We start from the raw sequence: 18,223 nt of genomic DNA on the forward strand, positions 1-18,223 counted from the left end.
CGCTGACGACTCACACCTCGCTGCGCGACCCCGCACGACCCGACGCTCACCGGGACACGACCCGGCACGACCCGACGCTCACCTGCGCTGACGACTCACACCTCGCTGCGCGACCCCGCACGACCCGACGCTCACCGGGACACGACCCGGCACGACCCGACGCTCACCTGCGCTGACGACCCGCACCTCGCTGCGCGACCCGGCACGACCCGACGCTCACCTGCGCGCCTCGGCTGTCGACTCGCGGACGACCAGGCTGGTCTCCAGCGTCGTCACCCCCGGGGCGACGGGGTTCAGCAGCATGTCGACGGCCATGCGTCCCGCCGCGGCCGTCGGCATCGCGATCGTGGTCAGCCTGGGGCTGCCGAACCTGCCGGGCAGGATGTCGTCCACCCCGATGACGCTGATGTCGCGCGGCACCTGCGTATCGCGTTCGGCCAGACCCTCCATCAGCCCGATGGCCACCAGGTCGTTGTAGGCGAGCACGCCCGTGGCGCCGGAGGCGATCACGTCGGTCACGGCCGACCTGCCGCCGAGCTCGGTGGGCGGGTTGGGGCCGAGGAAGACCACGTCCGCCTCTCCTGCCGTGGCGGCCGCCTGCATCTCCTTGCTGGTCCACGACCCGCTGGGGCCGGTCACCAGCGCGATCCTGCGGTGCCCCAGCGCGACCAGGTGCTCGATCGCCTGCCGGGCGCCCCTGCCGACGTCCATCAGCACCGTCGGCAGGTCATTCACCCTGCGGTTGACGACCACGAGCGGCACCTGCTCGCCCAGCCGCTCGATCGTGCTGTTCGCCAGGCGCGGGCCGCACAGCAGCACGCCGTCGACCTGCTTGGCGAAGGCCTGGATCAGTTCCTCCTCCACCTGCGGGTCCTCGTCGGTGTCGGCCACGAACACGTGGTAGTCGCGCAGCCTGGCCTGCGCCTGGGCCGCCTTGATCAGCGACGAGAAGAACGGGTTGGCGATGTCGGCCACGATCAACCCGAGGTTGTGGGTCCTGCCGGTGGTGAGCGCCCTCGCCGCCCGGTTCGGCCGGTAGCCGAGGTCGTCGGCCACGGCGAGCACCCTGGTGCGCGTCTCGGCGTTCACCAGATGGGGCGCGGAGAAGGTGCGCGACACCGTCGACACGTGCACCCCTGACGCCCGCGCGACGTCCCTGATCGTCACCGCCACAGCAGGCCTCCTCCGACCACTGGCCGCACTCTAGTGCAATCGGTTGTAGCGGTGTCAATCGGCCGGACCAGGACTTACTCCTTGTCATCGCGTCCCGTCAGCACTGCTCCTGCCACCGCTTGACGGCTCCCCGCCGTACCCGAATACTCCGGTGCAACCGGTTGCTACGTCGAGCCTCGGGAGTGGGGTAGCCGATGACACGAACACTGGTGACGGGCAGTGCGGGACGGCTCGGCCGCAGCGTCGTCGTCGCGCTGGCGCAGGCGGGTCACGAGGTGATCGGCGTCGACACCGCACCGGGCACTCCCCCGCAGGCCGCCGCCACCCTGCCCGCCGACCTGACCGACCTGGGCCAGGCCTACGAGGTCATGACCCGGTTCCGGCCGGACAACGTGGTCCACCTGGCCGCGATCGCCACCCCCTTCAGCAGGACGGAAGGGGTGACCTTCCGCACCAACACCCAGCTGGCCTTCAACGTGTGCGAGGCGTCCGCCGCCACCGGCGTCGCCGGCGTCGTGGTGGCCGGCAGCCCCACCGTCATCGGGTACGGCACGCCCGCCTGGCGGCCCCGCTACCTGCCGATCGACGAGGAGCACCCCACCGAGCCGTGGAACGCCTACAGCCTGTCCAAGCAGGTCGCCGAGCAGGTGACGGCCACCTTCGCGCGCGCCTCCCGCACCAGGTTCGCGGCCGTCCGGCCGTGCTACGTCGTCGCGCCCGAGGAATGGGCGGGAGCCCCCACCCAGCAGGGCCACACCATGGCCGAGCGGCTGGACCGGCCGGAGCTCGCGGCGGTCTCGCTGTTCAACTACATCGACGCCAGGGACGCCGCCGATCTCGTCACCGCCCTGCTCGACCGGCTGCCCGGCATCCCCAGCGGCGAGGTGTTCTTCGCGGGCGCCGCCGACGCGCTGGCCCGCGCGCCGCTGGCCGAGCTCCTGCCCGAGATCGTCCCCGGTACGGCGGCCGCCGCGCACACCCTCACCGGCGCCGCCCCCGCCTTCACCTCGGCCAAGGCCGAGCGGCTGCTCGGCTGGACGGCCAAGCGGAGCTGGCGCACCGAGCTGGCCGGGGCATGATCACTGAGCTGCGCGTCAGCGCCCGCACCCCCGAACTCCTCCGCCCGTGGGGGCCGGACGTGCCGTACAACCACGTCGTGGTCGTGCGGATCACGCTGGACGACGGCAGGACGGGCACGGGCTTCTCGTGGACCCCGCAGATCGGCGCGAGCGCCGTGAGGGCGCTGCTGGAGCACGACATCCGCGAGGCGCTCATCGGCATGGACCCGCACCCCGAGGTGGTGTGGGACACGCTCTGGCGGCACCTGCGCGAAGCCGGTCCCGGCGGCCTGACCACGATCGCGCTGGCGGGCGTGGACCTGGCGCTGTGGGACCTGCGCTGCGGCGCGCGGGGCCTGGTGGAGACGCTGGGCAGGCGCAGGGACACCGTCCCCGTGTACGGCAGCGGCGTCAACCTCCACTACACCCTCGACGAGCTCGTCGCCCAGGCCCTGCGGTGGAAGGCGGCGGGCCACCCCGCCGTCAAGATCAAGGTCGGCCGGCCGGATCCGCGTGAGGACGTCGAACGGGTCGCGGCCGTCCGCGAGGCGGTCGGCCCCGGCACGCTCCTCATGGTCGACGCCAACCAGCGCTGGGACCTGCACCGGGCCAGGCGCGCGATCGAGGCGCTGACCCCGTTCGGCCTGCACTGGGTGGAGGAGCCGCTGCCCGCCGACGACGTTCCCGCCCACGTGGGGCTGCGAAGACAGGTGGACGTGCCGATCGCGGTGGGCGAGAACGTCTACACCGTCTACGGCTTCCGCGACCTGCTGACCTCCGGCGCGTGCGACGTCGTCCAGCCGAACGTGGTGCGGGTCGGCGGCATCACCCCCTTCCTTCGCATCGTGGAGCTGGCCAGGGCGTTCGACGTGCCCGTCCATCCCCACCTGCTGCCCGACCTGTCGGCGCAGCTGGCCCTCGCGTTGCCGCTGCCGTGCATGGCCGAGGAGGTGGAGGACGCCTCCTTCGCCGCGCTGGGGCTGCTGGCCGAGCCGTACCCGGTGAGCTTCGCGGGCGCGAAGGTGACGGTCGGCGATCACCGGGGGTTGGGTCTGCTGTTCCGCTGATCCACCCGGCCCGGCAGAAGGCCGACCTGACACCGACCCACATCACCCCTGCCGAGCCGCCCGGATCCGACCCGAGCCAGAGCCGACGTGACACCGACCCACATCACGCCGGCCCAGTCGCCTGGGTCCGACGCGGGACGCCCTGCCGGGGACCTCGTCGTGTGGGCGCTACAGGGGCTGCAACCGTTTGGTGCTGGGCCTTGCCGTCAGGGGCGGCCCGGACCAGTAACTAATACAACCGGTTGCATGGTGATGGAGGTGATCACGTTACGTGGCCTGCCCGCCGTCACCCTGCTGGCCCTCGGGCTCACCGCCCTGCCCGCCGACGCCGCCCCGCGCCCCGAAACCGCCTCGTCCGCGCAAGCCCTCCCTCCGGAAGCCGTCCCGCCCGCGGAAAGCGCCGCGCCTGCCCTCCCGCCCGTGGAAGCCGCACCGCCCTCCCGCCCGGTTGCCAGCGCCCCCGCCACGGGACACGCCACGCTCACGTTCACCGTCCCCGAGCAGGGCGCCTACCGGCTTCACGCCAGAGTGATCGCCGCCACCGACGGCGACGACTCCTTCTGGGTCAGGTCGGACGGCGGCGCGTGGACGCAGTGTCACGGGATCCCGCTCGGCACCTCCTGGCACTGGGCAGAGGTCCCGGTCGCCTACACCCTGTCGCCCGGCACCCACACGATCGCCTTCGCCTACCGGGAGGACGGCGCCAGGCTCGACCGGGTGGCCCTGACCAACGACCCCGCCTTCACCCCGGAGGCCGGATGACCGAGCCGGTCGCGGACGCGGTCACCAGCGTCCGCCCAGCTCCCGCAAGGTGAACAGCCCGCCGGCCCGGTCATGGAGGGGCTCGGTCAGGTCGGGTTCGCCCTGCGCGGCGACGAGCGGAGCCGCGTGCCCCTCGGAGTCGTCCCGCGGCTCGTAGCCGATCGCCCTGGCCTCCTGCAGCGACCACCACCGTCGCGCGTTGTCGGACACTCCCCACACCACGTGGTACCCGGTGGCCCGCATCGCCGCCTCCAGCAGCCGGGCGCAGTCGCCCGGCGAGATCCAGGTGGCCAGCCCTCTGGTGTCGCCGGAGCCCTCGTTGCAGGTGCCGAGCCTGATGACCGTCACGTTGATGCCGAACCTGTCGTGGTAGAGGCTGCCCAGCGCCTCCATCACGACTTTGCTCACGCCGTAGAGGGTGTCGGGGCGGGGGAAGGCGTAGTCGGGCAGGTCGGCCCCGCCGGCGGGGCGGGTGTGGAAGCCGGCCGCGTGGTGGCTGCCCATGAGGACGACGTGCCGTACCCCTTCCTGGCGGGCGGCCTCCAGCAGCACGTACGTGCCGTTCATGTTGGCGTCGACGATGTCGGCCCACGGGTGTTCGCGGCTCTGGCCGCCGAGGTGGATGACGGCGTCGACGCCTTTCATGGCGGAGGCCATGGCGTCGGCGTCGGTCAGGTCGGCGGTCACGACCTCCTCCCCGGGTCCGGCCTGCAGGGGGAGCACGTCGGACAGGCGGAGGATCCGTCCCTCACGGGCGAGGAGAGGGCGGAGCAGGGTGCCGACTTTCCCGGCAGCGCCGGTGACAAGGATGCGCATGGTGACTGTTGTACACGCCTCTGGCGTGAATTCACATACATGGAATGTTGACGCGATGCAGGCCAGTCGTTACGTTCACATGAACGAATGACACATTCGCGAAGCCTGTCCACGTATGTGAACGAGGAGGCGGTCTGATGCCACGTCATCTGCTCGGGGCCGCGTTAGTCACGACGCTCGCCGTCACCCTGTCCAGCTGCGGTTCCGGCGGGGGTTCGGATGACCAGGCGCTGGAGATCTGGATCCGGCAGGCACCGGACTCCGACTCCGCCAAGACCGCCGTCAAGCTGGCCGACGCCTTCACCAAGGCCAGCGGCGTCAAGACCAAGGTCGTCGCCCTCTTCGACGACTTCGAGACCAAGCTGCAGCAGCAGGCGGCGCAGAAGAACCTGCCCGACATCGTCATCAACGACACCGCCCAGCTCGGCAACATGCAGACGCAGGGCTGGCTGCGGGAGGTCGACAAGGCCAGGCTCAAGGGCGGCGACCGGCTGTCGGACCGGGCGTGGCAGGCCGCGCAGGCCGGCAACGGCAAGTACTACGCGGCGCCGTTCTCCGCGCAGGCGTTCGCGCTGATCATCCGCAAGGACTGGAGGGAGAAGGTCGGCCTCCAGCCTCCGCAGAGCTGGGACGACCTGGCGAAGCTGGCCAAGGCGTTCACCGAGCAGGACCCCGACGGCAACGGCCAGAGGGACACCTACGGCTTCGTCGCCCCCGCCGGCACCAAGCGCGGCTACGCCTCCTGGTACGCCTCCTCGATGATCTACGCCAACGGCGGCACGTTCCTCACCGACAACGGCGGCGGCAGGTTCGCCCCCGCGGTCGCCGACCCCAGGACGGTCGAGGCGGTCAGGTGGCTGCAGAACCAGTTCTGCGTCGCCAGGACGGTCAACCCCGGCGCGGTCAGCAACGACACCACCGTCACCCACGAGGTCTTCGAGAAGGGCCAGGGCGGTATCTACCTGGTCGGGCCGTACGTGCTGGCCCGGTTCGTCAAGAGCATCGGCACCGACAGGCTCGAGGTCGTCAAGGTGCCGAAGGGCCCCTCCGGCGGTCCCGGCACGCTGGGCGAGGGCGAGAACGTCTACCTGATGGCCGGCTCGGCCGACGAGGAGGGCCAGCAGAAGTTCGCCGAGTTCGCCGTCTCGCCCGAGGGCCAGAGGATCGGCATGAACAAGGACGCGAACGGCGCGATCGTCAGGCTGCCGGTCAACAGGAACGTGGACATGTCCGCCGAGCGGACCGATCCGCGGTGGAAGGTGTTCCAGGACGCCTACGCCGACGCCGTCTACAGTTCCCCCGTCCCCAACTGGGCGCCCATCAGGCAGACCTCGGCCGACGCCATCAACGCGGTGTGGGCCGACTGCGGCGCCGACGTGAAGACGGCCATGGACGGCCTGGCCACCAGACTGAGCGCGGAACTGCGGGCCCAGAAGGCATCGTGACCACGACGCTCGCGCGGCCCGAGCAGCGCACGGCTTCGCGTCACCGTCCCGGGCAGGGGCGGTGGCGCGGCACCGCCGTCGCGTGGCTGTTCCTCGCCCCCGCCCTGATCCTGTTCCTGTACTTCAAGTTCATCCCCATGTTCGAGGGCCTGCGGATGAGCTTCTTCAAGGTCCAGCCCTTCCTGGGCGACGAGTGGGTGGGGCTCGGCAACTACCGGACGATCATGTCGGACGACGCGTTCGTCAGCGCGGTCTCGCACAGCGTCGTCCTGGCCGTGGGCACGACGGTCGGCTCGCTGGTCCTCGGCCTGGTGCTCGCCCTGCTCGTCGAGGGGCCCGCCCGCTACCTGTGGTTCGTCAGGACGGCGGCGTTCCTGCCGGTGGTCACCACGATGGCGGCGGTGGCCGAGGTGTGGCGGATCATGTACCACCCTGACGCCAGCGGCCTGCTCAACAGCGTGCTGGGCTGGGTCGCCGTCGACCCCCAGCCGTTCCTGGCCAGCGAGGACTCCTCGCTCTGGTCGATCATGGGGATGAGCGTCTGGCGCGGCACGCCGTACGACATGATGATCTTCTTGGCGGGCCTGGTCGGGATCGACAGGACCCTGTACGAGGCGGCGGCCGTGGACGGCGCCGGCACGTGGTCGAGGCTGCGCCACATCACGCTGCCCGCGCTGCGGCCGGTCTTCTGGATCCTCTTCACGCTGGCCGCCATCCGCGGGCTGCGGGTGTTCGTCGAGGTGTACGTGCTCACCAACGGCGGGCCGAACGGCTCGTCCGAGGTGCTCATGACCCTCATCTACAAGCTCGGCTTCCAGCGCAGCGAGCTGGGCGTCGCCGCGGCCGGAGGCGTCGTCCTGTTCGCCGCCACGCTCGCGCTCACCGTGCTGGTCCAGCTGATGCGCAGGAGGCGGCCGGCATGAGATTCGACAGCGCGCTGGGCCTGGAGGCGCGCGGGGGGCCGCTGGCGACGGCGGGCAAGGTCCTGGTCTACTCCGTGATGGTGCTGGTCTTCACCGGGCCGCTGGTCGGCCTGCTGGTCAGCGCCTTCAGCAGGACACTCGACCCGACCGGCTTCACGCTGTGGCCCGACGAGTTCACGCTGGAGAACTTCGCCCAGGCCGCGGACAAGAACGTCTACCTCTACCTGGTCAACTCCTTCGTCGTCGTCGGGTTCGGTCTCGCGCTGCAGATGACGGTGAGCGTCTTCGCCGCCTACTCGCTGGCCCGCAAGCGGTTCAGGGGCATGTCGTTCGTGCTGCTGATCATGCTGGCCACGATGATGCTGCCGGAGGAGATCATCGCGATCCCCCTCTCGCTGGTGCTGGCCGACATGCCGCTCCTCCACGCGAACCTGATCGACTCCTACGCGGGGATGATCCTGCCGGTCGGCGCGTGGGGCTTCTCGATCCTCGTCATGACCGAGTTCATGAAGGAGGTGCCCGTCGAGCTGGAGGAGGCGGCGAAGATCGACGGCGCGGGCGAGCTGCGCACGTTCTTCACGATCATCCTGCCGCTGTGCAAGCCCGCGCTGGGTGTGATCGGCGTCTTCGGGTTCACCATGATCTGGGACCAGTACCTGCTGCCGCTGATCGTGGCCAACGAGTCGAGCCACTGGACGCTGCCGATCGCGCTGCGCTCGCTCCGCTCGGACGAGGAGGTCGGCATCGGGGTGCTGCTGGCCGCGTCGCTGCTGGCGCTGCTGCCTTCGGTGATCGCCTTCCTGGCCTTCCAACGGCAGTTCATGCGTGGCCTGACCAGCGGCGCCGTCAAAGGGTAGATGTCCATGTACATGGATGGCATCCATTATTCTGTCAGGCATGGAGCCCTCGATGGTCAAGTCAGCCGAGCGAACGGTCCGCATCCTGGAAACCCTGGCGGCCTCGCCCGAACGGTTGACCCTGTCGGAGCTCCAGCAGCGCACCGGCTTCCCGCGCAGCAGCCTGCACGCCCTCATGCGCACGCTCGCCGGGCTCAGGTGGGTCGAGACGGAGCCCGGCGCCTCGGCCTTCGGGATCGGGCCGCACGCCCTGCTGACCGGCACCGCCTACCTCGACAAGGATCCGGCCCTGCCGCTGGCGCACGACACGCTGGAGGACCTGCGGGAGGAGATCGGGCACACGGTCCACTTCGCCCGGCGCGACGACGCGCACGTGCTCTACCTGGCCACCCGGGAGTCGCGCGACCGGCATGCGGTCTCCAGGGTGGGCCGCCGGCTGCCCGCGAGCGTGACCGCGCTCGGGCAGGCACTGCTGGCGCAGCTGACCGACGACGAGGTGGCCGCGCTGCTGCCCGACCCGCTGCCCGCGCTCACCGAACACTCGATCACCGATCTGGCCAAGCTCACCGACGAGCTCGATCAGGTACGCGCCCGCGGCTACGCGCTCGAGCGAGAGCAGGGCACACCTGGCGTGGCCTGCGTGGCCGTGGCCGTGGACTACCGCATCCCCGCCACCGACGCCATCAGCTGCTCGATGCCCGCGGACCTGGCCCGCGAGGAGATCGAGCGGATCGCCGAGGCGGTCATCAGCCACACCCGCAGGTTGGCTGCCACTCTGCGCCGGGAGGGCATCCGATAACACATCATCCGGCGCGTTCTCTGGAGGAAAGAAATGCGTCTTGATGGTGTTCTGTTCTTCCCCGTGACCCCCTTCGGGGCCGACGGCTCCGTGAACGGCCAGGCGCTGGCCGCGCACGTGGCCAAGGGGGTCACGGCGGGGGCCGGGGGGGTGTTCGCCGCCTGCGGCACCGGCGAGTTCAACGCCCTGGCGCTGGACGAGTACTCCGCCGTGGTGGCCACCTCCGTGTCCGCCGCCTCCGGGCGGGTGCCCGTGCTGTCCGGAGCGGGCGGGTCGTTGCCGTTCGCCCAGGCCTGCGCGCGGGCCGCGGCGGAGGCGGGCGCCGACGGGCTGCTGCTGATGCCGCCCTACCTGGTGACCGCCCCCGCCGCGGGCCTGGTCTCCTACGTCCGGCAGGTCGCGGCCGGCACCGACCTGCCGATCATCGTCTACCAGCGCGGCACGGCCCGCTTCACGCCCTCGGCGGTGGCCGAGCTGACCGGACTGCCCAACGTCATCGGCTTCAAGGACGGCCTGGGCGACTTCGACCTGCTGCAGCGGATCATCCTTCGCGTACGGCAGGCGACGGACCGCCCGTTCACGTTCTTCAACGGGCTGCCGACAGCCGAGCTGACGGTTCCGGCGTATCGGGGCCTCGGGGTGCCGCTGTACTCCAGCGCGGTCTTCGCCTTCGCGCCGGAGATCGCGCTGACCTTCCACAAGGCGGTCACGGGCGGGGACGAGGTGATGGTGCAGCGCCTGCTCACGCGCTTCTATCTGCCGCTGGTGGAGCTGCGGGACCAGGTGCCCGGCTACGCGGTGTCGCTGGTCAAGGCGGGCGTACGGCTGCGCGGACTGGACGTCGGCGGCGTGCGGGCGCCGCTGGTGGACCCGTCGCCCGGCCACGTCGCCGAGCTGGAGCGGATCATCGCGGCGGGGCTGGAGCTGGCGGGGTAACCCCACGGCCCGTCCTGCCCCGTCCCGGCCACCGCGGCGGCCGGGACGGGGCAGGGCCTTCGGACAGACCGCGCGGTCGCCGACGGCCCTCGCCCCACTCGCCAGGCGGTCAGCCGTCGACGCGCCGCGGGATGCCCAGCGGGTTGTCGTCGCGCAGCTCCGCCGGCAGCAGCTCCTGCGGCCAGCCCTGGTAGGCCGTCGGCCGCAGCCACCTGCGGATGGCCATCGCCCCCACCGAGGTGTGCTCGGGGGCGGTGCTGGCCGGCCACGGACCACCGTGGTGCATCGCCCAGCACACCGCCACGCCGGTCGGCCAGCCGTTCCAGACGAGCCGGCCCGCCTTCCGCGCCAGCACCTCGGCGACCGGCGCGGCCTCGGCGGTGTCGGTGGCGTGGACGGTGGCGGTCAGGGAGCCGTCGAGCCGTTCCAGCACCTCGATCAGCTCGGCCGCGTCGGAGTAGGTGACCACGATCGACGAAGGGCCGAAGCACTCCTCGGCGACCTCGGGCAGCCGGGCGGCGAAGGCGGCCAGGTCGATGGTGAAGACCTTGGGCGCGACCGCCCACTCCCCCTCGCCCCGGCCGCCCTCCGCCAGCAGGGTGAGCTTGGACAGGCGCTCGAGCCCCTGAAGGTAGCCCTCCCTGATGCGATCGCTGAGCATCGGCGAGCCGTTCGTGCCGGCGACCGCCGTACCGAGGGAGGCGACCAGGTCCGCGTCGTCGGGCGCGAAGACCAGGCCGGGGTTGGTGCAGAACTGCCCGGTGCCGAGCGTGAGGGACGCGGCGAAGCCCTCGGCCAGCCCCTCGCGCGCGGCGGAGGGCAGCACCACGACCGGGTTCACGCTGCCCAGCTCGCCGTAGAACGGGATCGGGTCGGGGCGCTCGTCGATGAGCGCCTGGATGGCCTTGCCGCCGGGGATCGACCCGGTGAAGCCCACCGCGACCACGTCGGGGTGCTGGACCAGCCGCTTGCCCGCCGCCAGGCCGTGGACCAGGCCGAGCAGCGCGGGGTCGGGCAGCGCCGACCTGATGACGCGCGCCGTCAGCTCGGAGGTCAGCGGGTGCCCCGGGTGCGCCTTGACGACGACGGGACAGCCCGCCGCGAGCGCCGAGGCGGTGTCACCGCCCGCCACGGAGAAGGCGAACGGGAAGTTCGAGGCGGAGAAGACGCCGACGACGCCGGGCAGCGGGTGGTTCATCCGGCGCACGTCGGGCTGCACCGAGATGACCGCCTCCAGGTGACCGCCGTCGCGCAGCACGCCGGCGAAGAGCCGGAACTGGCTGGCCGCGCGGGCCACCTCGCCGCGCAACCTGGTCTCGCCGAGCGCGGTCTCCCTGTCGGCGACGGCCCAGAGCTCGTCGACGTTGGCCTCCAGCGCCTCGGCGACGGCCTCCAGCACCTCGGGCCTGCTCGCCGCGCGCCAGGCAGGTCCCGCCGCGTGCGCGGCCGCGACGGCGGCGTCGACATCGGCGTCGGCGGCCTCGGGGACGCCTTCGCCGAAGGTGCCGCCGGTGCGCGGGTCGTATGCGTGGATCATCGCCTCACCCCTATGCAATATCACACTTCACTCTACCTTGCCTTGACACTGGCTCAGCCAGATTCTTACAGTACTGACATTCGTCCACAATTCTGGCGGTTGTTCACATATATGAACATTAGAGAGATCACGGTCACCCCGGTCGCCTTCCGCGACCCGCCTCTGCTCAACGCCGCCGGAGTCCACGAGCCGTGGGCGCTGCGCACGATCGTCGAGATCGTCACCGACGAAGGACTGTCCGGGCTCGGCGAGACCTACGGCGACCTGGCCCACCTGGAAAAGGTGCGCACCGCGGCCAATGCCCTCATCGGCATGGACGTACACGCCCAGAACGAGATCTACGCCCGCGTCTCCACCCTGGTCGGCGACGTGGTGAGCGACCTTCACGGGCTGACGGGAGCGGCCACCAAGGAGAAGAGCATCGACCGGGTCTACTCGCCGTTCGAGGTCGCCTGCCTGGACATCCGGGGCAAGGCCGCCGGGCGCCCGGTGAGCGATCTGCTCGGCGGCGCCGTACGGCAGGCCGTGCCGTACAGCGCCTACCTCTTCTACAAGTGGGCCGGTCACCCGGGAGAGCCCGACGACAGGTTCGGCGCGGCGCTCGATCCCGAAGGGATCGTGGCGCAGGCGCGGCTGCTGATCGAGGAGTACGGCTTCCGCTCCATCAAGCTCAAGGGCGGAGTGTTCGAACCCGCCCAGGAGGTCGCGGCGATCCAGGCGCTGCGCGCCGCCTTCCCCGACCACCCGCTCCGCCTGGACCCGAACGCCGTCTGGTCGGTCGAGACCTCGATCCAGGTCGCCCGCGCGCTGGCCGGGACGCTGGAGTACCTGGAGGACCCCACCGCCGGCATCTCCGGCATGGCCGCCGTCGCGGCGCAGGCGCCGATGCCGCTGGCCACCAACATGTGCGTGGTGACCTTCGAGCACCTGCCGCCCGCGATCAGGGAGGGCGCCATCGGGGTGCTGCTGTCCGACCACCACTACTGGGGAGGGCTGGCGCGTTCGGTGCAGCTGGCCAGGCTGTGCGAGACGTTCGGGATCTCGCTGTCCATGCACTCCAACTCCCACCTCGGGATCAGCCTGGCCGCGATGACGCACCTGGCGGCCGCGGTCCCGAACGTCGCCACCGCCTGCGACACGCACACGCCCTGGCAGGACGGGCAGGACGTGGTGGCCCCGGGAGCGCTCCGGTTCGTGGACGGGGCGGTGCCCGTGCCCACCGGGCCGGGGCTCGGCGTCGAACTGGACAGGGACGCGCTGGCGGTGATGCACGAGCAGTACCTCAAGTGCGGGCTCACCTCCCGCGACGACACCGGCTACATGAGGAGGGTGAACCCCTCCTTCGTCACCAGCCGCCCCCGCTGGTAGCCCGATGCGCATCGCCTACGCCTACCCCTGGGACATCGTCGGCGACCCCGACGCGCCGGCCAGGCTCGCCGAGCTGGGCGTCGACGCGGTCGCGCTGGCCGCCTCCTACCACGCCACCCGCGCCGCGACCCCGTTCCACCCCGAGCACCGGGTGCTCGACGTGCCGTACTCCGCCTTCTACCTCCCGGTACGGCAGGCGGCGTGGGGCCGCCTCGTCCCGCCGAACCCGACCTGGACCGCGCCCGACGCCTTCCTCAGCGCCCGCGACGCGCTCAGGGCGGCCGGCCTGCCGGTGCACGCCTGGACCGTCCTCACCCACAGCAGCCGTCTCGGTGCCGCGCACCCCGACCTGGTGGTCCGCAACGCCTTCGGCGACCCCTACCCGTACGCGCTGTGCCCCGCCCACGAGGACGTCGTGGACTACTGCGAGCGCCTGGTGCGGGAGATCGTCACGGTGGGAGCGCCCGACGGGATCATCCTGGAGGCGTGCGGGCCGATGGGGTTCGGGCACCAGAGCGTCCACGAGAAGACCGCCGGCGCCGACTGGACCCCCGTGCAGGCAGCGCTGCTGTCGCTGTGCTTCTGCCCGGCCTGCGAGAGCGGCTACCAGGACGCCGGCCGGCTGCGCGCGCTGGTGCGCGCGGCCATCGACGGCGCCGCACCCGGCTCGGTGGCCCTCGGTTCGACGGATCCCGGCTCGACAGGGCGCGGCTCGACGGGTCCCCGATCCGTGGCGGACGCGCTCGGTGAGCAGGCCGCGCACGTGCGGGAGCGGCGGACCGGGCTGGCGGGGGCGCTCAGGGCCAGGCTCGTCGCGGCCGTCCGGGGGGCGGCGCCGGGCCTGCCGATCAGGATCCACGCCGCCCCCGACCCGTGGGCGGCGGGGCCCTTCGCCCCCCTTCCCGACGGGGATCCCGCGCTCGACGGGCTGGTGGCGATGTGCTGGGGCACGCCCGAGGAGGCCACCGCCAACCTGGAGCGGCTGTCCGCCATCGCCGCCCCAGGCCAGCGGCTCGGCGCCTACGCGCTGTTCCTGCCGCCCAAGCCGGCCGACCCCGACCACCTGGCCGCTTCCTTCGCCGCGTTCGCCAAGGCGGGGGCGGACGAGCTGCATCTGTACCACGTGGGGCTCGCCTCGCCCGCCCGCCTGGCCGCCCTCACCGTGGCGCTGCGGCTCTCCCGGTCCGTGTAGGCGAGCCGCCATTCCCTCCGGACGGAATGCGGCGTTGATTCGTGAGTCAGTGCCGAGTGGCACAACCGATGCAGCGTCCACCCGCCGCGAGCTTCGAGCTCGGCCGCGACGGTGATCCCCGGATGGACGAGCGACCGGGTGAGGGTCTCGAAGAGCTCGGTGGCTCGCCGGTAGGGCAGAGGAGCTCGCCCGTCAACCGATTGTGAGGTCGAACAGCGCGGCGATCTGCTCGCGGGACAGCGCCCGGGTCCGGAACGGAAGCGCGGGCCGGCGCTCGATGCCGACGATCGGATTGCCGGCCGGCCAGCCGTGGGCCCGCCATCAGGTGATGGCGGCTTTCATCACCGACAGTTGACGGTCAGACGGTGTCGGCCTCGATCAGCGGACCCGCATCTCGGCGAGCAGGTCGACCGGCACTTCGTCGAGCGCTGCGAACGCCACGACAGGTGGCTCGGCGCCCCCGGTCGCGACCCGAGGCGGGCCCTTATGATCCTTTTAACACATAGGGGTCTAAAGTACTAGCAGGCTAGATAAATGGAGATCCGGTGATCGAGTTCCATCTGGACGGCAGGTCGGGTGTTTCGCCGTATCTGCAGCTGGTCCAGCAAGTACGGCACGCGCTACGGCTCGGCATGCTGCGCAAGGGCGACCAGCTGCCGACTGTCAAGGAGGTCGTGGCGCAATTGGCGATCAACGCCAACACCGTCCTCAAGGCTTACCGGGAACTCGAGCACGAGGGCCTGGTCGCCGCCCGGCCAGGGGTGGGGACGTTCGTGACGGCGACGCTCACCGACACCTCGCTGGCCGCGCACGGCCCGCTGCGGCTGGAGCTGCGGCGCTGGCTGGCCAAGGCACGGCGCGCCGGCCTCGACGACGAAAGCATCGAGGCTCTCTTCATGACGACCTTCCGGACCACCGCTCAGGAGGACATCGCGTGACCTCTGTCCTGCAGGCCCAGGGACTGGGCAAGAGATACGGCAAGCGCTGGGCGCTGCGCGAGTGCGCCATCGACATACCGGCGGGCCACGTCGTCGGGCTGGTCGGCCCCAACGGCGCCGGCAAGACCACGCTGCTGAAGCTGGCCGGCGGCCAGCTCGAACCAACGGCGGGCGGCATCACCGTGCTCGGCGGCCGTCCCGCCGGCGGTCCCGCGCAGCTGGCCAGGGTCGGGTTCGTCGCCCAGGACACCCCCGTCTACGCCGGCCTGACCGTCGCCGATCACCTGCGGCTGGGAGCACGGCTCAACCCCCGCTGGGACGCCGCCATGGCGCGGGAACGGATCAAGCGGCTCAACCTCGATCCCGCCCACCGGGCGGGCAGGCTGTCCGGCGGCCAGCGCGCCCAGCTCGCCCTCACCCTGGGTCTGGCCAAGCGGCCCGAACTGCTGATGCTGGACGAGCCGGTCGCCTCGCTCGACCCGCTCGCCCGCCGCGAGTTCATGCAGAGTCTGATGGAGGCCACCGTCGAGCACCAGTTCAGCGTGGTGCTCTCCTCCCATCTGGTCTCCGACCTGGAACGGGTCTGCGACTTCCTGGTCGTGCTCGTCGAATCCCGCGTGCAGGTGGCGGGAGAGGTCGACAAGCTGCTGGCCACCCATCACCGGCTCACCGGCCCGCGCCGCGATCCCGACCGGCTGCCCGCCGACCAGCACGTGGTCGCCGCACGCCATACCGACCGGCAGAGCACGTTCGTGGTCCGTACCGAGGCCCCGATCCACGACCCCACCTGGGCGGTCACCCAGCTCAGCCTGGAGGACCTGGTCCTGGCCTACATGGACAACCGCCGCGCCGAGAACCGGCGAGTCGCGCTGGAGGTGCAGCGATGATCTGGCTGACCTGGCGCCAGTTCCGCGGCTCGGCCGCGATGATGGCCGCCTTACTCGTCATTCTCGCCGTCGTCCTGGCCCTGACCGGCCCGGACCTGGCCACCCGCTACTCCGCCGGGATCGCCGGCTGCGCGCAGGACAACACCTGCGACCGCTTCTACGACCAGTTCTTCGACGCGTACGAGATGCCCTTCATGGCCGTCAGCCTCGTCGTGCTGCTCCTGCCCGCTCTCGTCGGGCTCTTCTGGGGAGCACCGCTGATCACCCGCGAACTGGAGGCGAGCACGCACCTGCTGGTGTGGAACCAGAGCATCACCCGCGGCCGCTGGTTGGCGGTCAAGTTCGGTTTCGTCGGCCTGGTCGCCATGGCCGCCGCCGGCCTGTGCGGCTTCGTCGTGACCTGGTGGTCCGATCCTCTGGACAAGTCAGCCTCGGAGAGCCTCGCCCTGATGGCGCCCCTGGTGTTCGGCGCTCGCGGCATCGCCCCGGTAGGGTATGCGGCCTTCGCCTTCGTCCTCGGCGTAACCGTGGGCATGCTCGTGCGCCGCACCCTGCCCGCCATGGCCCTCACCCTGGCCGTGTTCGCCGCGATCCAGCTCGCGATGCCGCTGGTGGTCCGCGCTTATCTGATGCCCCCGGCCACCGGGACCTTCGAGCTCAGCCAGGCGAACGTGGAGAACGTCGGCCTGTCACAGGAGGGAGGCGGACCCGTGCGGATTCTCCTGAGGTCGGCCGTTCCCGGCCACGCCGGCGCCTGGGTCCTCCACAGCAGCCTGGTCGATCCGTCCGGACGCACGATCTCCGATGGCGACGGCGGAGCCGCCATCCAGGTCTCCACGACGTCGGGGCCCTGCTCACCGTCGGGGGCGGCGGGCCGCGGGGACCGCTGCATGGTCGAGGTCAACCGGCTCGGCTACCGGCAGCAGGCGACCTACCAGCCCCTCGACCGCTTCTGGACCTTCCAGTGGATCGAGACCGGGATCTATGCCCTCCTCACCCTCGGCCTCGCATGGTTGTCCTTCTGGTGGATCCGGAGGCGCCTGTCATGACCGTCAAGACCGTGACAGCCGGGCTCGCCCTCCTCTTGGCGGCGGCCTGCACGGCACCGACGCCGCCGCGGAGCCAGGCGAGCGCGGCAGCCAGTACGGTCTGCGCGCCACCCCACGGACCTCCCGGGGCGGAGACGGCCACCACGATCGACGTCATCGAGCAGGCGTACTTCTGCATCCTCGGCAACTACTACAGCGGCGCCACGCTGGACGCCCGCTCGCTGACCGCCGGATTCGTCGCCCTGACGCAGGAGCTCAACCGCAAGGGGCACGACGTGCCCGAGGCCACCATGCCTGCGCTGACCGGTGACCGGAAAGCCGACTGGGCCGCTTTCGAGGCCGTCTACCGGAAGGTCACCGATCAGGTGCCGGACCTGCGCGAGCGGCTGGCCGTCGTCACCCTCGAGGGCATCGTGGCCGGCCTCGGCGACAACCACGCCTCCTGGGCGCACGACGTCGAGCAACCGCCCGACTACTACGACGGTGACGGCTACGGCCTGGGCCTCCAGGCGAACGTCAATGGTGCACAGGTGAACGGCAACCCCGGCGTCGCCCTCCCTCCGTTGTTCGTCACCACCGTGCAGGGTGGCGCGGCGCGGGCCGCCGGACTACGCCCGGGCGACATCATCGAATCGATCAACGGATCGGCCCCCTTCATCGACGGGAAGGCCACCCCGGCGATCGCCGCTCTCTACCCGCGATACCCGGAAGCGCGCCCGGTCCGGCTGCGGCTCCTGCGGCAGACCACCGGCCGCCGTTGGATCGTGACGCTCAAGCCCGGCCTCCACCAGCGGGATCTGTCCGCCCTGCAAGTGGTGCAGTCGAAGCTGCTTGAGGACGGCATCGCCTACGTACGGCTGCGCGGGTTCTCCACCGACTCCGCGGACAGGGCTCTCAAAGCGATCTCCAGGCTGCGTACCGGCCGGACGCTCACCGGCGTCGTGCTGGACCTGCGCGGCAACGGCGGCGGCAGTCCCCTGGAGGCGATCCGGCTGGTGAGCGCGTTCGTCCACGGGAAGGCCACGGCCTACCTGTGCACTGTGGACGGCTCGTGCGAGACCTTGCGGACCGACGACACCGTCGAGCGGCTCGACCTGCCGCTGATGGTGCTCACCGACCGCAGCTGCGCCTCGGCGTGCGAGCACTTCAGCTCCGCGGTCAAGGACCTGGGCACGGGCCGGTTGGTCGGCACCAGAACCGCCGGCGTCATCTCCGGCCCGGCGCAGCCGTACCTGCTCGACAACAACACCATTCTGAGATTCCCCGTCAGGCACCACCTCGGGCCCGATCGCGAGGTGATCGACCGGATCGGCGTGCCCCCCGACCACTACGTGCCCCTGACCCCGGAGGACGCGGCCGCCGGGCGCGACCCCGCGCTGGCCAAGGCCCTGGCCTTGCTGCACAAGTGAATGGACC

17 protein-coding genes are annotated in these 18,223 nt (G+C 71.3%); 14 read left to right on the forward strand and 3 right to left on the reverse strand.

Going from position 1 to position 18,223, the window contains the following annotated elements; genetic code table 11:
- Positions 1-216: 216 nt before the first annotated feature.
- Positions 217-1,173, reverse strand: a complete 957-nt coding sequence (locus ABZX22_RS07110; RefSeq protein WP_354906681.1) for a LacI family DNA-binding transcriptional regulator — start codon at positions 1,171-1,173, stop codon at positions 217-219.
- A gap of 194 nt (positions 1,174-1,367) precedes the next feature.
- Between ABZX22_RS07110 and ABZX22_RS07115 the strand changes: the two genes are divergently transcribed.
- From ABZX22_RS07115 to ABZX22_RS07125, 3 genes are all read left to right on the forward strand, one after another.
- Positions 1,368-2,252 carry an NAD(P)-dependent oxidoreductase gene (locus ABZX22_RS07115; RefSeq protein WP_354906682.1) on the forward strand — a complete coding sequence of 295 codons (885 nt, stop codon included), beginning with the start codon at positions 1,368-1,370 and terminating at the stop codon, positions 2,250-2,252.
- On the forward strand, positions 2,249-3,298 hold the full coding sequence (locus ABZX22_RS07120) for a mandelate racemase/muconate lactonizing enzyme family protein (protein ID WP_354906683.1): 1,050 nt from the start codon (positions 2,249-2,251) through the stop codon (positions 3,296-3,298). Before ABZX22_RS07115 ends, ABZX22_RS07120 begins: the two co-directional genes overlap by 4 nt.
- 258 nt (positions 3,299-3,556) lie before the next feature.
- The gene (locus ABZX22_RS07125; RefSeq protein WP_354906684.1) at positions 3,557-4,060 is read left to right on the forward strand and encodes a hypothetical protein; all 504 of its coding nucleotides are present in this window, start codon (positions 3,557-3,559) and stop codon (positions 4,058-4,060) included.
- Positions 4,061-4,081: 21 nt separating this feature from the next.
- On the opposite strand, the gene ABZX22_RS07130 is transcribed toward ABZX22_RS07125, so the two are convergent.
- Positions 4,082-4,876 (reverse strand): NAD(P)-dependent oxidoreductase, encoded by a 795-nt coding sequence (locus tag ABZX22_RS07130; RefSeq protein ID WP_354906685.1) that lies wholly within the window; start codon positions 4,874-4,876, stop codon positions 4,082-4,084.
- Positions 4,877-5,013: 137 nt separating this feature from the next.
- Between ABZX22_RS07130 and ABZX22_RS07135 the strand changes: the two genes are divergently transcribed.
- From ABZX22_RS07135 to ABZX22_RS07155, 5 genes are read left to right on the forward strand one after another with little or no spacing between them, the layout of a single operon-like run.
- On the forward strand, positions 5,014-6,321 hold the full coding sequence (locus ABZX22_RS07135) for a sugar ABC transporter substrate-binding protein (protein ID WP_354906686.1): 1,308 nt from the start codon (positions 5,014-5,016) through the stop codon (positions 6,319-6,321).
- Positions 6,318-7,244, forward strand: coding sequence for a sugar ABC transporter permease (locus ABZX22_RS07140; protein WP_354906687.1), 927 nt, complete (start codon positions 6,318-6,320; stop codon positions 7,242-7,244). Before ABZX22_RS07135 ends, ABZX22_RS07140 begins: the two co-directional genes overlap by 4 nt.
- Entirely contained in the window at positions 7,241-8,101 is an 861-nt protein-coding gene (locus tag ABZX22_RS07145; RefSeq protein ID WP_354906688.1) for a carbohydrate ABC transporter permease, read from the forward strand. The genes ABZX22_RS07140 and ABZX22_RS07145 overlap by 4 nt, the downstream gene beginning before the upstream one ends.
- A 40-nt stretch (positions 8,102-8,141) precedes the next feature.
- Complete coding sequence (locus ABZX22_RS07150) at positions 8,142-8,900, forward strand: IclR family transcriptional regulator (protein WP_354906689.1); 759 nt, start codon at positions 8,142-8,144, stop codon at positions 8,898-8,900.
- A 33-nt stretch (positions 8,901-8,933) separates the two neighbouring features.
- Entirely contained in the window at positions 8,934-9,836 is a 903-nt protein-coding gene (locus ABZX22_RS07155; RefSeq protein WP_354906690.1) for a 5-dehydro-4-deoxyglucarate dehydratase, read from the forward strand.
- 109 nt (positions 9,837-9,945) lie between these two features.
- Here the strand turns inward: ABZX22_RS07155 and ABZX22_RS07160 are convergent, their stop codons facing one another.
- Positions 9,946-11,373, reverse strand: coding sequence for an aldehyde dehydrogenase (NADP(+)) (locus ABZX22_RS07160; RefSeq protein WP_354906691.1), 1,428 nt, complete (start codon positions 11,371-11,373; stop codon positions 9,946-9,948).
- A gap of 111 nt (positions 11,374-11,484) precedes the next feature.
- On the opposite strand from ABZX22_RS07160, the gene ABZX22_RS07165 reads away from it, so the two are divergent.
- The 6 genes from ABZX22_RS07165 to ABZX22_RS07190 all read left to right on the forward strand — a co-directional run bounded on the left by ABZX22_RS07165 (position 11,485) and on the right by ABZX22_RS07190 (position 18,216).
- On the forward strand, positions 11,485-12,741 hold the full coding sequence (locus ABZX22_RS07165) for a glucarate dehydratase family protein (protein ID WP_354906692.1): 1,257 nt from the start codon (positions 11,485-11,487) through the stop codon (positions 12,739-12,741).
- A gap of 4 nt (positions 12,742-12,745) precedes the next feature.
- Complete coding sequence (locus tag ABZX22_RS07170) at positions 12,746-13,933, forward strand: hypothetical protein (RefSeq protein ID WP_354906693.1); 1,188 nt, start codon at positions 12,746-12,748, stop codon at positions 13,931-13,933.
- 545 nt (positions 13,934-14,478) lie between these two features.
- A complete protein-coding gene (locus ABZX22_RS07175; RefSeq protein WP_354906694.1) occupies positions 14,479-14,871 on the forward strand; it encodes a GntR family transcriptional regulator in 393 nt (130 codons plus the stop codon).
- Positions 14,868-15,758 carry an ABC transporter ATP-binding protein gene (locus ABZX22_RS07180; protein ID WP_354906695.1) on the forward strand — a complete coding sequence of 297 codons (891 nt, stop codon included), beginning with the start codon at positions 14,868-14,870 and terminating at the stop codon, positions 15,756-15,758. The genes ABZX22_RS07175 and ABZX22_RS07180 overlap by 4 nt, the downstream gene beginning before the upstream one ends.
- Positions 15,755-16,807, forward strand: coding sequence for an ABC transporter permease (locus ABZX22_RS07185; RefSeq protein ID WP_354906696.1), 1,053 nt, complete (start codon positions 15,755-15,757; stop codon positions 16,805-16,807). The genes ABZX22_RS07180 and ABZX22_RS07185 overlap by 4 nt, the downstream gene beginning before the upstream one ends.
- Entirely contained in the window at positions 16,804-18,216 is a 1,413-nt protein-coding gene (locus ABZX22_RS07190; protein ID WP_354906697.1) for a S41 family peptidase, read from the forward strand. The genes ABZX22_RS07185 and ABZX22_RS07190 overlap by 4 nt, the downstream gene beginning before the upstream one ends.
- Positions 18,217-18,223: the final 7 nt, after the last annotated feature.

This window comes from Nonomuraea sp. NPDC003804 (assembly GCF_040610675.1).
GTDB lineage: Bacteria > Actinomycetota > Actinomycetes > Streptosporangiales > Streptosporangiaceae > Nonomuraea.

Excerpts from the sequence above, each read along its gene's own strand:
- ABZX22_RS07115 (WP_354906682.1), top strand. The coding sequence starts at position 1,368 with ATGACACGAACACTGGTGACGGGCAGTGCGGGACGGCTCGGCCGCAGC.
- ABZX22_RS07120 (WP_354906683.1), top strand. The coding sequence starts at position 2,249 with ATGATCACTGAGCTGCGCGTCAGCGCCCGCACCCCCGAACTCCTCCGC.
- ABZX22_RS07130 (WP_354906685.1), bottom strand. The coding sequence starts at position 4,876 with ATGCGCATCCTTGTCACCGGCGCTGCCGGGAAAGTCGGCACCCTGCTC.
- ABZX22_RS07135 (WP_354906686.1), top strand. The coding sequence starts at position 5,014 with ATGCCACGTCATCTGCTCGGGGCCGCGTTAGTCACGACGCTCGCCGTC.
- ABZX22_RS07145 (WP_354906688.1), top strand. The coding sequence starts at position 7,241 with ATGAGATTCGACAGCGCGCTGGGCCTGGAGGCGCGCGGGGGGCCGCTG.
- ABZX22_RS07150 (WP_354906689.1), top strand. The coding sequence starts at position 8,142 with ATGGAGCCCTCGATGGTCAAGTCAGCCGAGCGAACGGTCCGCATCCTG.
- ABZX22_RS07155 (WP_354906690.1), top strand. The coding sequence starts at position 8,934 with ATGCGTCTTGATGGTGTTCTGTTCTTCCCCGTGACCCCCTTCGGGGCC.
- ABZX22_RS07160 (WP_354906691.1), bottom strand. The coding sequence starts at position 11,373 with ATGATCCACGCATACGACCCGCGCACCGGCGGCACCTTCGGCGAAGGC.
- ABZX22_RS07165 (WP_354906692.1), top strand. The coding sequence starts at position 11,485 with ATGAACATTAGAGAGATCACGGTCACCCCGGTCGCCTTCCGCGACCCG.
- ABZX22_RS07170 (WP_354906693.1), top strand. The coding sequence starts at position 12,746 with ATGCGCATCGCCTACGCCTACCCCTGGGACATCGTCGGCGACCCCGAC.
- ABZX22_RS07185 (WP_354906696.1), top strand. The coding sequence starts at position 15,755 with ATGATCTGGCTGACCTGGCGCCAGTTCCGCGGCTCGGCCGCGATGATG.
- ABZX22_RS07190 (WP_354906697.1), top strand. The coding sequence starts at position 16,804 with ATGACCGTCAAGACCGTGACAGCCGGGCTCGCCCTCCTCTTGGCGGCG.